A 12,662-nucleotide genomic window follows, 5' to 3' on the forward strand; every position below is an offset into this window, starting at 1 on the left:
GATTAAGAGAAATAAATTACAAAAAAAGGGAGATAGAACATGAAGAAAAAAATTATATTGTGGGGATGTGGTGAACGTGCAAAAAGGTATATAGAATATGAGTATTTTAAAGAATGCGACATAGTGGCAGTAATTGATACTTATCATAAAGGAGAAACGTTTGAAGGGTACCAGGTATATGGACCAGAAGATTTATCTTTACTTTTAAGCCAAGGTGACTTTCTGGTGATTTCCAGTTTATATTTTAGTGATATATATAATACATATCTTGAGTTGGGTTTTCCTAAAGAAAAAGTCATTTTTACAGATATTATACAAGAGAGAATATTTGAGAATGATCTGGATCAGGTCAAAAATCTATCCCCTCAGTTATATAAAGATATACTATTAAATCAATATAGATTAATACAAATGAATGAGAAGGATTTCTTTGATAATGATAAATTAGTAGGCGTAGGACGATATTCAAAGATTGAATATATGAACGATTATTTTCGATATAGATCCTTTGAGTTTATGGCTGAAGAATTATTAGAAGATGGTATGGTTGGAGATGTAGCAGAGTTTGGGGTTTTTAGAGGCGTATTTGCAAGACTAATTAATGAAAAATTTAAAGATAAGAAGTTATTTTTATTTGATACATTTGAAGGGTTTGATAAAATTGAGAGTGAGAAAGAAGCTGCACTAGGAAGATGTGATAATGTATTTATCGATTATCATATGAAAACTTCAGAAGAACAATTAATGGCTCAATTACCTTACCCTGATAAATGTGTAATTTGTAAAGGTCTGTTTCCAGATTCTATATCAAAAGAAGCATTTGATACCAGATATGTTTTTGTATCCATTGATGTAGACTTTGAAGATTCAATTTTTGCTGGAATTGATTTTTTCTATCCAAGGCTAGTTAATGGGGGCGTGATTTTTTTGCATGATTACAACTCTGCTTATCTGCATGGTGTGAGAAATGCAGTTAAGCGTTATGAGGATTATAATAATTTGAAACTAAAAAAGGTACCATTTGCAGATCGTGCAGGGACTTTAGTTATTATAAAATAAATGTTCGGAGGCAGTAGTTTGTGAGATGGATGCTCAGCGTGATAATTACAGTTTATAATGTAGAGAAGTATTTGGAGCAATGTATTGAAAGTGTTCTAAATCAAAATTATAAAGATCTTGAAATAATAATTGTTAACGATGGTTCGCAAGATAACAGTAAAATGCTGTGTAACCAATTTGCATCTAAAGATTCAAGAATAAGGGTTATTCATAAAGAGAATGAAGGCGTAATAATGGCAAGGTATGATGGCGTTAGGATTGCAAAAGGTGCTTATGTGACATTTGTCGATGGAGATGATTGGATAAAGGTCGATATGTATGAGCAGCTGATGCAAAAGTTAATGAATTATGATGCTGAAATGATTGCATCTGGCATTATTAGATATCACTCACAAGATGAAAAAAAACTAGAGTCTAATAATGTTGAAGCAGGATATTACGATAGCTTGCAAATTAATAATCGAATACTGCCTAAAATGCTTTGGGATTTTAATGAGCAAAGCCATGGAATAGATCCTTCTTTAAGCAATAAAATTTTTGTCAAGGAAAAGATCTATGAAACAATGAAGCAATTAATTCAAAAAAATTACATCTTTCATTATGGTGAAGATATGGCAATATTATATCCTTATATTCTAAAGATTAAGTCGCTGATAATTGTCGATGAACAGTATTATTTCCATAGGCAAAGAGAACGGAATATATTGGCTAGCTATCTTGCTGATTTGGAATATTTTGAAAAGTTATTTAATCTTTACCAGTATTTGAGAGAAGTATTCTCAGGAGATTCACATGGATTGGAAAAGCAATTAGAATATTTTTATATGTATTCTGTAGACTTGAGAAAGAAGTATTATAATGATGTTGCAGAAAAAATAAAGTATATGTTTCCTTTTGATAAAGTGAGTAAGGGGAGCAGGGTTATCCTTTATGGCGCCGGACTTGTGGGAACTTCTTATTATAATCAGTTACAAAAAATTAATTATTGTAAAATAGTTTTATGGGTAGACAGAAATAGTCACATATATAAAAATAAATTGTATGAAGTGAAAGATGTAACTGATATTTTTAATGAGAAATATGATTATATTGTTTTATGTACTTCTGCAAAAAATATTTCCAGTCAAATTAAGGAGGATTTAACAAAAAAAGGGATTAATGAAACTAAAATTGTGTATTAACAAATGCTTGAATATGAGCAGTATTAGGAGAAACCAATGCCTAAGATATCAGTAATTATGCCGTTGTATAATGCGGATTTATTTGTTGAAAAAGCCATAAAATCTATATTGATGCAGTCATATAAAGATTTTGAACTTTTGCTTATTGATGATTGTTCTACTGATGATACTATGGAAATAGTTAGCGGAATAAAAGACTCAAGAATTAAAATTGTAAGAAACGAGAAAAATGAGGGAATTGCATTTTCGAGGAATCGGGGACTTTCGTTGGCGGAGGGTCAATATATAGCCTTAATGGATGATGATGACTTGACGGTTCCTGACCGTTTTGATATTCAGGTTCAATATTTGGAATTATATAATGAAATGGATGTAGTGGGTGGTCAATTTTGTGCTATAGATGAAAATGATCGAGTAATATGGACTTGCAAAGAACGATTAACTAATCCTAAATACATAAGGGCAGACATGATGCTTTATGATTCCATTGCCAATGGAAGTGCTATGATTAGAAACGATTTTCTTAGAAAAAACCAGATAAAATACCAAGACGGGTGTTTAGGCATGGAAGATTACCGCTTTTGGATTGAATGCTCAGCTCTTGGAAATGTAACAAACTTAGACCATATTTTTCTGTATTGGAGAAATAGTGAAAGTAATGAGTCCTCTAAGGTAAAGAAATGGAAGTACAAACAACGTGCTGAAAAATATGGGGAGTTGCAGAAATATGCATTTGAGTTAAATGGGTATTCTCTATTTGAAGAGGAGTATGGAATTATTAATAAGATGTTTCCAGAAATACTTTCTTCTGTGATTATAAATGTAGAAGACATGAAAAAATTATATGATGTTTTTTTAAAAGTGATACAGCAATCCAAAGATATTAGAGCGGAAAATGCAAATGAAATAGCTATTATGTGTAGAAAAAGGTTTTCAAACCGCCTGGAATTTACAAATCTCTGGAACTTTTAAATAAGCTTTAATTTTTTGTACAAAAAAGTAGTTATGAATGTTAGGAAAATGGTTTGACTCAAACGGGAGGTGATGGAATTGAATATCGTATTCGGAACAGGAAATACAGCAGAAAAGCTACTTAGATTTGAAGAAAAGCTTAATATAGGTTTTTTTATAGATAATTCAATCACAAAACAAGGAAATATATTTCATGGAAAGAAAGTAAAAAGTCCAGATGAGATTTTAACAACTGAATTTGAGTATTTGATAATTGCCTCTGAACAATATTATGAAGAAATAAACAGACAATGTGTAGAGCAATTAAAGATAGCAATAGAAAAAATCATTATTTTTCATGATAATGATTACGATAAAAGCATTGTAACTACGGTAGATATAAATAAAATAGTTCCATATACAGAAATTATTATTCCATGGAAAAAGGCAAGGATAAATATAGAGGTCCCGCTTCATGGTGAGACATATAAAGCAAAGGAAAGAAGAATTAGAGAGGGATTTTTTGATAGATACTGTAATGGAGAGGGGCTTGATATAGGATTTGGAAATGATCTTGTATTGCCAGATTGTTATGGTTGGGAATTTTGCAATGGTAATGCACAGTATTTAAGAGAAGTCGAAGATGAAAGTTTTGACTATGTCCATTCATCACACTGTATAGAGCATATGGTAGATGTAAGAATTGCTTTAAAGAACTGGTTTAGAGTAGTAAAAAAAGAAGGATATTTATTATTATTATTGCCTCATAGGGAGTTATATGAGAAAAGAAAAACCTTGCCTTCGAAATGGAATCCAGATCATAAACATATGTTTCTTATAGGAAAGAGAGAACTGCCTGATACACTTGATATCATAGAAGAGATACGTGAAGGTTTAGAAACTGGGTATCAAATAATATATGCTAAAGAATGTTCAGAGGGGTGGTCGATTCCTGATCCTAATACGCACAGTAATGGAGAGTACTCAATAGAGATAGTTATTAAAAAGTTATAATCATAATTGTTTTAAGGTAAATAATCTCAGGTAAAAGGGCTTTAAATCTCTGGGATATTTTAAAAGGAGGATAAATCATGAAATTTCTTCTTTTTGGGACAGGAGATTATTATGAGCGTTATAAAAAATGGTTTGATAGTAAGGAGGTACTAGCATTATTAGATAATTCTGAAACAAAACAGAATACAATAATTGATGGAATCCAAGTATTATTACCCAAAGATGGTGTGGAACAGACATTTGATGTCATTGTAATTTTAAGTTTTTATGTAAAAGAAATGAAAAAGCAACTTCTGGATTTAGGTGTATCAGAGGACAAGATATACCATTTCTATGATCTTCATAAGTTAATAGAACCTAACAAATTGACTAAATCTGTTAGATATTTTAAGGATGCAGAGCGAATAGTAAAATCAGATGGTCCAAAGGAAAAAATACTGCTTTTATCTCAAGATATGACATTGGGTGGACCTGCCATTGCCTTACTTAATATGGCAGAAATTCTTCTGAAACATGGCTATGATGTTATATATGCTTCAATGATTGATGGTCCTTTGCGGGAAAGAATAATATCCTATGGTATTTCTGTTATTGTCGATGAAAACATGCAAGTAGGAACAATGCACGATGTTAATTGGATAGAAAAATTTTCATTACTGTTTTGTAATACAATTAACTTTCATGTATTTTTATCAAAACGCGATATTAATAAGAAAACTATTTGGTGGTTGCATGATTCATCATTTTTTTACAGTGGGGTTGACAAGGCTGTTTTGCAGAACATAAATAGAATGGGTTTAAATGTATATTCAGTGGGGCCCGTTCCCAAGAATGCTATTCAGACACTAATTCCAGACATGCCAGTGAATGAGTTGCTGTATGGAGTTGCAGATACAGTAAATTGTATAAAGAAAACTAAAAATGACAGGATATGTTTTGTAACCATTGGATATATAGAGAAACATAAAGGACAAGATATTTTGCTCCAGGCAATTAAGCTGATGCCACAAAAAATTCGAAAAAAAGCTGTATTTTATTTAGTTGGACAAAATACTTCCATTATGGCAGAGAAATTAAAAAAGGAAATAAAAAAGATTCCAGAAATAATAATAACAGGTACATTAACCAGAGATGGAATAGATGAAATATTACATAGTGCAGATGTTTTAATTTGTCCATCACGTCAAGACTCCATGCCCACAGTAGCTGCAGAAGCAATGATGCATAGCGTTCCTTGTATTTTATCTGATGCTACTGGAACTGCTGCATATATACAGAAGGAAATAGATGGATTTATATTTCGCAGCGAAGATGCATGTGATTTACTAAAGAAGATGGAATGGTGTATAGAAAATCCGGACAAGTTAAGCGAGTTTGGTATAAAATCCAGGTTAATTTATGAGAAGTTTTTTTCTATGAAAACATTTGAAAAGAACTTATTGAATGTTATAAACGGTATTTCTAAGTGAGGCAACAATAATTAGCAAAAGCAGAAAAGAGAGACGATTATGTCTGACTTAATGAATAAGCTCCAGGGATATAAAGATTGTAAAATTGCAATTTATGGTCTAAGTGTAGAGACTGAAAATGTATTGTCTGAGATAGGAGATAATTTTCCAATAATTGGATTATTGGATGGATACAAACAAAATGGTATTCTTTATGGAAAGAATATTATTTCATTGGAACAAGCGATTGCGTGTAAAGTGGGTCTCATTTTAGTTGCAGCCAGGCCTGGGTCCTGTAAGGCAATTGCAAAACGCATTGGTAAGGTGTGTTTGGAAAATAAGATAGACTTGTTAGATATTAGAGGCAAAAATTTATGTGATAAGCAGAAAGTCATTTATGATTTTAGCAATACAATTGGATTTACCAAAAAGCAGCTAGAATTAAAAATTGATGAATATGAAGTTTTGAGTTTAGATCTATTTGATACTCTAATTATGCGTCAAATTTTATTTCCTTCAGATGTTTTTGAATTAGTCGATTATAAATTAAGAAGCCAAGGGATTTTCATCGAAAATTTTAGTGCAAAACGTTTGGACAGTGAGAAATACCTATCTCAATTTTCTGCGCCCTATCTTAAAGAGATTTATACATACATGTTAGAAAAACATTCAATAAACAATATAAGTCCAGAAGATTTGGCAGATATTGAATGGGAGATTGATTATGAACTTGTTGTTCCGCGACAAGAAATGTGTGAATTACTAAATGCTTTATGGAAACAGAAAAAAGAGGTGTATATTGTATCTGATACATTTTATACAAATGAGCAGATTATAAAAATATTAGAAAAGTGCAATATTTATTTTTATACTGGTATTGTATTATCATGTGAATATAGTACAGGGAAAAAGCAGAATCTTTTTGAAGAATTAAAATGTATTCTTGGTAGTAAGAGGTGTCTCCATATTGGAGATGATATTGTTGCTGATATAGAGAGTGCAGAAAAAAACAATATTTCTGCTTTTCATATATATAGTGGTTTGGAATTACTTGAAAAGCTGGGATATTTAGGTTTATGGGATTATTTAGAAACAATTTCAGATAAAATTCGAATAGGAATGTTTACAGCAAAAATTTTCAATAGCCCATTTCAATTTGAAAGTAAAAACAATAAGGTAAGTGTTGATTGTGCAAAGGAAATAGGTTATATGTTTTTTGCCCCTATGATTACAGATTTTGTTATTTGGTTCCACAATCAGGTGAATCTCTACGCTATAGAAAATATTTGGTTCTGCGCAAGAGACGGTTATCTTATTAAAAAGTTGTATGATGAGTTTACTGGTAATGATTCTTCTATTTATTTTTTTACTTCTCGTATAGCAGCAATTCGTGCAGGAATTAGAAATGATGATGATATCCGTTATGTAGAGAAGATGAAATATAGTGGGACTCTAAAGGAACAATTAATAGATCGGTTTGGTATTTTAACTAATGAAAACGAAGCAGATCACTATGGGATTATGTCATATAAAAAAGAGATTTTAAAAAAATCCTCAGATGACAAAAGAAATTATCAGAATTATATAAGTAAATTGAATATAAAAAACGGTGATGTTGCTTTTTTTGATTTTGTAGCAAAAGGAACCAGTCAGATGTTCATTGAGCATTTAATAGAGAATCATTTAAAGGGTTTATATTTTCTGCAGTTGGAAAAGGAAAATATGAGTGATAAAGGGTTGGATATTGTTTCCTTCTATGAAACAAAAGAAACGAGTAATAGTGCTATTTATGATAATTACTATATTCTGGAGGCTGTTTTGACCTCTCAAGAGGCATCTATCTTAGAATTTGATGATAATGGTAACCCTTGTTATGCTAATGAAACAAGAAAAGAAAATGATATGAAAACATTTCAAAGTGTTCAAGATGGTATTATAGATTATTTTAGAACATATTTAAAAATATGTCCGCAAAATGAGTATATAATAAATAAAAAACTGGACGAAATATTTTTGATGCTTATTCATCATATCCAAGTATTAGATAAAGGCTTTATGGAATTGAGGGTTGAAGACCCGTTTTTCAATCGTGCGACTGATATTATTGACTTAATATAGTGAAATTGGATCTTAGCTTTTGAAAGGAGTTACATGGATATTAAATTAACAGCGTCTATGATGTGTGCTAATTATGGAAATTTAGAAAAGGAAGTAAAAGATTTAGAAGAGGGAGGAATTGATTCTTTTCATATTGATATTATGGATGGAAGGTATGTTCCGAATTTTGCCATGTCACTAAATGATATGGCGTATATAGCAGGAGCAACTACAAAGCCATTAGATGTTCATCTTATGATAGAGAATCCTAACAATCGCATTGATTTATTTATTGAACAGTTAAGAAAAGGAGATACTGTTTATATTCATCCTGAAGCAGAGTATCACCCTTCTACTACCCTCCAGAGAATTATTGATGCTGGATTAATTCCGGGAATTGCTATTAATCCGGGAACCAGTGTGGAGACGGTAATGGAAATGCTTCGTATTGTTAAAAAAGTGTTGGTCATGTCAGTAAATCCGGGTAATGCAGGGCAGATGTATCTCCCATACGTAGGTAAGAAGGTTATAAAGCTACTTTCATTGAAAGAGGATATGGGGTTTGAAATATACTGGGATGGAGCCTGTAGTGCAGATAAAATTCAGCAGTTTGCACCAAAAGGTGTAGAAGGGTTTGTATTAGGTACTACACTTCTTTTTGGAAAAGAAAAGAACTATGGAGAAATACTGAAGGATATTAGAGAATTACATTTTTAATATCTAGGAATAAGATGGAGACCACATAAATGAATATTGCATTGGTTTTAGCAGGGGGAATTGGAAGCAGAATAGGTTCAAATGTGCCGAAGCAATATATAGAGGTGGGTGGAAAGCCTATTATTTCCTATTGCTTGGACACATTCATCATGCATGAAAAAGTAGATGCCATTTGGATTGTAGCAGATGAAATGTGGCATAGCTACATATTGGAATATGTTCGGACAGAAAAGTTCCAGGGCTTTTCCACCCCAGGAGACAATAGGCAAATGTCCATTTGGCATGGCTTATGTGATATTAAAGCATCTATGGAAGAAGACGAGGGTCTGGTTATAATTCATGATGCCGTAAGGCCGCTATTATGTAGCAAGCAAATTGATGATTGCATAACTGGGATGATTGATTTTGATGGTGTGATGCCGGTTTTACCAATGAAGGATACTGTATATCTGAGCCAGGATGGAAAAACAGTTTCAAAACTTTTGGATAGAAGTCGTATATTTGCAGGGCAGGCCCCAGAAGTGTTCCGCTTGAATAAATATTATGAGGCTAATAAGAAACTTATTCCAGAAAAGATCTTACAAATAAATGGATCTACTGAGCCGGCAATCCTTATGGGAATGGACATTTCAATGATACCTGGAGATGAACAAAATTTTAAGATTACTACTAAAGAAGATCTTAGTCGCTTTCGGGAAATGATAGGAAGTCTCTAACTTTAATAATACCGAAGAAAGGATAAGTATATGAAAGCATATATGTTGCATGGAATAAATGATTTGCGTCTAGAAACAACACCTGATCCCGTTCCAGAGGAAAATGAGGTGATTGTGAAAGTTAGGTCGGCTGGCATATGCGGATCAGATATTCCCAGAATTTTTAAAACAGGTACTTATACCTATCCATTAATTCCTGGTCATGAGTTTTCGGGAGTGGTGACAAGTATTGGTAAGAATGTTGACGCAAAGTGGCTAGGTAAAAGAGTTGGCATTTTTCCTCTTATTCCCTGCCTTACATGTGAGTCATGCATAAAGAAGCAGTATGAAATGTGCAAGAATTACAACTATCTGGGTTCGCGTAGGGCTGGAGGATTCGCTGAATATACAGCAGTTCCAGTAGAAAATCTGATTGAACTTCCAGATCGAGTCTCCTTTGATGAGGCAGCTATGTTAGAACCTATGGCAGTGGCGGTTCATGCCATGAGAAGATTTCAACCAAATCAGCAAGATACTATTGCAGTTTGTGGTTTGGGGACAATTGGACTTTTACTTCTAAAATTTTTAAAAGAAGCCGGTATAAAACATGTCTTAGCAATTGGTAATAAGGAGTCCCAAAAAGAAATTGTACTTAGAATGGGTATTTCAATAGAAGAATATTGTGATTGCAGAGAAATGAATGCAGGGGAATGGATTAAGGCGCATACTGGGGGACGAGGGGTAGATGTATTTTTTGAATGTGTCGGAAGAAATGAGATCTTAGAACTAGCAATTGATAATGCAGCTTCTGCGGGTAAAATAATGTTAGTGGGCAACCCTAATACAGATATGACTCTTGAAAAGTCCATATACTGGAAGATCCTGCGTAACCAACTCACAGTGGCCGGTACGTGGAATTCGTCTTTTACCCACGATAGGGAGGATGACTGGCATTATGTAATTGAGCGTTTGGAACAGAATACGATTAACCCTTCAGACATAATCTCTCACCGTTTGTCTTTAGAGAAACTAGAGACGGGATTTACTGTAATGAGGGATAAAACAGAGGATTATGTAAAAATAATGGGTAATTTTAAAGATTAGATGAATAAAAATTGAAGGGCACTAATTATAACCTTTATATTATTACAGGAGGCAAAACATGTTTTTCATCTGTGGCATAAGCCAAAGCAGGAAACCATTTGATTATTCACAGACTGTTATCTGCGGATTGTGTGGGGCCTATGGAAAATATCAAGTCTTTATGACCTATAGCTATTTCAGCGTATTCTTCATTCCTATCATTAAATGGGACTGCCGATATTACGTTAAAATGTCCTGCTGTAATACTATTTACCAACTTAATGCAGACAAGGGTAAGCAACTAAGTCGAAAAGAATACATAGAGATTACAGAGCAGGATTTAACAATCATAGAGACAGAAAGAAGGACTTCACAATGGGACCAAAAATCTTGTGCTAATTGTGGCTATGAAACGTCAGAAGATTTCGAATACTGCCCTAAGTGTGGACAGAAGTTTTAACTCCAAAAGATAAACTAATTGAATATAAGTTAAAAATCAGCCAGTTAAAGATATCTATTGACTGGCTGATTCTGTGAGTCATTTATAAAGATATGCTATAGAATCAACTCATCAATTCCCCTCTTAGGAACATAATGAACCTGACTATCATCCCTATAGTACCGAATATCCCCATTTTCCTTCACTGGTACAATAACCACTTCTTCCTTAGGCTTCCCAAGTGCAAGAACCAAGTCAATGGAATAAAAGGCAGTGTCAATGCCTAATGCCTCTGCCAGGCGGCTTCTCTGCACGTTACCCAGTATGCATCCGCCATACCCTTTTTCAACCGCCCCCAGCATCATGGTCTGTGCAGCAATGCCATCATCATACAATTTATTTTTACCAAGAGACAGATCACATAATATAATAATATAGGCAGATGGGCGTTCTCCTTTTTTGGGACCATCCCATACAGGCAGTGCTCCAGCCCAGCCAAGAGTCTCAAACACCTTTTCTGTTTCTTCCGGTGTATTGCACAACCGGAATTTAAGAGCCTGGGAATTTGACGTGGAAGGTGTGAGCCTGGCAAGGTCCACCAGTTCTTTTAATTCTGCTGTCGGGATTTGTACCTCCTCATAAAATCTGCGGTATGTACGGGATTTAGTGACAAGATCTTTAAACATAACAGTACCTCCTGTTCCATATAATTCACATTGTGATTTTATAAAATTAATTAGTTGAAGTATAGCAGGAAATGATTGGGTCTGCAATGGGAGAGGTGCTAGGCATACATAGTATGCAAGTATGTATTCCACCCATGCTCATGCACATGAAAAGTACAATGGTACTACGAAGCACCGTAAATACATTAAACTGAAGATAAGAAATTAGTAATAGTACAAGGCAAAGTGTACTAACAGACCAAGGATAATATGTTTTAAGATATTCCTCTTTAGAATCCCTTATTCAGAAAAGGAATGGCCTGTATTCTATAAAGTGAAATTCCTATTGGACGTGGTATTTAAAAGAACTCTAATGCCAAATTAGCACATAAACACCATCGAATCACCACATATTTATCACCCGATGTCATTTCAGACTAATTATATTTCTTTTGTAAATCCCAATAGCTACATAAAAATCTACAAAATTTCAGATAATATGAGCCAAAAACCAATGAAAAATAAAATGGAAATCAGCATGTAGCTACCTTACAGCTCTAAATGCATGTAAAAACATTACAAAGATTTTACAAAAACAATACAAAAATCATACATTATATGAATGGACAAATGAAAAGCCACTTAATTAAATTAATTTCAAGTGCACAAATTTATAATTATATTAAGCATCCACCCACCTTTCATTGTAATAATTTTTAAGAAATACCCCGATTTTAATTAAGAAAAAAATCATGAAAAGGTCATTGACTTTGTAATTCTAAGGTGTTAAACTTGGAATCGGTTTCAGGGTCGTAGGACAACATGAAACCGCGGCAACATATTACATAAAAAAATAAAAATCTATGTGGTCGCAAGGAGGAGAATTATTATGAAATTAACTACAAAGAAACTCGTACTTACAGGCGTAGCTGTATTAACAATGGCAGCAATCTCTGCATGTGGAAGCAAGACAACAGAGACAACAGCAGCTACTGAGGCTGAAGTAACAACAGAAGCAGCTACAACAGAAGCAGTTACAACAGAAGAAGCAACAACAACAGAAGAGACAACTTTAGAGTCTTCTGAAGAAGCTAGCACAGAAGAGACATCTGCAGAAGCAGCTGAGTCTGAGTCCGCAACAGAAGCATCTTCCGTAGAAGCTGAAACTACAAAGGCAGCTAACTAATTCAGTATTTATACCGAATTAATCTAGAATATGTTTTTTATGAGGCGGGGACATTTTGTCCCCGTCTTTTTTGCGCTCCTATGCTATGCAGAAAGGGGCCTCTTGTGTTATAATTTTCCCAATTAGC

Annotated in this window: 12 protein-coding genes; 11 read left to right on the forward strand and 1 reads right to left on the reverse strand. The window is 33.5% G+C overall.

The window, feature by feature from the left end:
• Positions 1 to 39: 39 nt before the first annotated feature.
• The 10 genes from T546_RS24535 (at position 40) to T546_RS26320 (ending at position 10,705) form a co-directional block, all read left to right on the forward strand.
• On the forward strand, positions 40 to 1,059 hold the full coding sequence (locus tag T546_RS24535) for a TylF/MycF/NovP-related O-methyltransferase (RefSeq protein ID WP_051629650.1): 1,020 nt from the start codon (positions 40 to 42) through the stop codon (positions 1,057 to 1,059).
• Between the two features lie 29 nt (positions 1,060 to 1,088).
• Positions 1,089 to 2,240 (forward strand): glycosyltransferase family 2 protein, encoded by a 1,152-nt coding sequence (locus T546_RS24540; protein ID WP_242842205.1) that lies wholly within the window; start codon positions 1,089 to 1,091, stop codon positions 2,238 to 2,240.
• 36 nt (positions 2,241 to 2,276) lie between these two features.
• On the forward strand, positions 2,277 to 3,212 hold the full coding sequence (locus T546_RS24545; protein WP_026890987.1) for a glycosyltransferase family 2 protein: 936 nt from the start codon (positions 2,277 to 2,279) through the stop codon (positions 3,210 to 3,212).
• Positions 3,213 to 3,290: 78 nt separating this feature from the next.
• Entirely contained in the window at positions 3,291 to 4,205 is a 915-nt protein-coding gene (locus tag T546_RS24550; protein ID WP_051629651.1) for a class I SAM-dependent methyltransferase, read from the forward strand.
• A gap of 77 nt (positions 4,206 to 4,282) precedes the next feature.
• On the forward strand, positions 4,283 to 5,674 hold the full coding sequence (locus T546_RS0106925) for a glycosyltransferase family 4 protein (RefSeq protein WP_026890988.1): 1,392 nt from the start codon (positions 4,283 to 4,285) through the stop codon (positions 5,672 to 5,674).
• A 39-nt stretch (positions 5,675 to 5,713) separates the two neighbouring features.
• A complete protein-coding gene (locus tag T546_RS0106930; protein ID WP_026890989.1) occupies positions 5,714 to 7,771 on the forward strand; it encodes an HAD hydrolase-like protein in 2,058 nt (685 codons plus the stop codon).
• A gap of 33 nt (positions 7,772 to 7,804) precedes the next feature.
• Positions 7,805 to 8,467 (forward strand): ribulose-phosphate 3-epimerase, encoded by a 663-nt coding sequence (locus T546_RS0106935; RefSeq protein WP_026890990.1) that lies wholly within the window; start codon positions 7,805 to 7,807, stop codon positions 8,465 to 8,467.
• A gap of 29 nt (positions 8,468 to 8,496) precedes the next feature.
• Complete coding sequence (locus T546_RS0106940) at positions 8,497 to 9,183, forward strand: IspD/TarI family cytidylyltransferase (RefSeq protein WP_026890991.1); 687 nt, start codon at positions 8,497 to 8,499, stop codon at positions 9,181 to 9,183.
• 30 nt (positions 9,184 to 9,213) lie between these two features.
• On the forward strand, positions 9,214 to 10,266 hold the full coding sequence (locus tag T546_RS0106945; protein ID WP_026890992.1) for a galactitol-1-phosphate 5-dehydrogenase: 1,053 nt from the start codon (positions 9,214 to 9,216) through the stop codon (positions 10,264 to 10,266).
• 58 nt (positions 10,267 to 10,324) lie between these two features.
• Positions 10,325 to 10,705, forward strand: coding sequence for a zinc ribbon domain-containing protein (locus T546_RS26320; RefSeq protein WP_026890993.1), 381 nt, complete (start codon positions 10,325 to 10,327; stop codon positions 10,703 to 10,705).
• Positions 10,706 to 10,800: 95 nt separating this feature from the next.
• Here the strand turns inward: T546_RS26320 and T546_RS0106955 are convergent, their stop codons facing one another.
• Positions 10,801 to 11,370, reverse strand: a complete 570-nt coding sequence (locus T546_RS0106955; RefSeq protein ID WP_026890994.1) for a nitroreductase family protein — start codon at positions 11,368 to 11,370, stop codon at positions 10,801 to 10,803.
• Between the two features lie 868 nt (positions 11,371 to 12,238).
• Between T546_RS0106955 and T546_RS0106960 the strand changes: the two genes are divergently transcribed.
• Positions 12,239 to 12,535, forward strand: coding sequence for a hypothetical protein (locus T546_RS0106960; protein WP_024837782.1), 297 nt, complete (start codon positions 12,239 to 12,241; stop codon positions 12,533 to 12,535).
• The last annotated feature ends 127 nt before the right edge of the window (positions 12,536 to 12,662 follow it).

The sequence above is a fragment of the [Clostridium] aerotolerans DSM 5434 genome, from assembly GCF_000687555.1.
In the GTDB taxonomy this organism is placed as follows: Bacteria; Bacillota; Clostridia; order Lachnospirales; family Lachnospiraceae; genus Lacrimispora; species Lacrimispora aerotolerans.

Bases quoted from the DNA above. Each gene is read 5' to 3' on its own strand.
- T546_RS0106930 (WP_026890989.1), top strand. From the start codon at position 5,714: ATGTCTGACTTAATGAATAAGCTCCAGGGATATAAAGATTGTAAAATT.
- T546_RS26320 (WP_026890993.1), top strand. From the start codon at position 10,325: ATGTTTTTCATCTGTGGCATAAGCCAAAGCAGGAAACCATTTGATTAT.
- T546_RS0106935 (WP_026890990.1), top strand. From the start codon at position 7,805: ATGGATATTAAATTAACAGCGTCTATGATGTGTGCTAATTATGGAAAT.
- T546_RS0106955 (WP_026890994.1), bottom strand. From the start codon at position 11,370: ATGTTTAAAGATCTTGTCACTAAATCCCGTACATACCGCAGATTTTAT.
- T546_RS0106925 (WP_026890988.1), top strand. From the start codon at position 4,283: ATGAAATTTCTTCTTTTTGGGACAGGAGATTATTATGAGCGTTATAAA.
- T546_RS0106960 (WP_024837782.1), top strand. From the start codon at position 12,239: ATGAAATTAACTACAAAGAAACTCGTACTTACAGGCGTAGCTGTATTA.
- T546_RS24535 (WP_051629650.1), top strand. From the start codon at position 40: ATGAAGAAAAAAATTATATTGTGGGGATGTGGTGAACGTGCAAAAAGG.
- T546_RS24540 (WP_242842205.1), top strand. From the start codon at position 1,089: ATGCTCAGCGTGATAATTACAGTTTATAATGTAGAGAAGTATTTGGAG.
- T546_RS0106945 (WP_026890992.1), top strand. From the start codon at position 9,214: ATGAAAGCATATATGTTGCATGGAATAAATGATTTGCGTCTAGAAACA.
- T546_RS24545 (WP_026890987.1), top strand. From the start codon at position 2,277: ATGCCTAAGATATCAGTAATTATGCCGTTGTATAATGCGGATTTATTT.
- T546_RS0106940 (WP_026890991.1), top strand. From the start codon at position 8,497: ATGAATATTGCATTGGTTTTAGCAGGGGGAATTGGAAGCAGAATAGGT.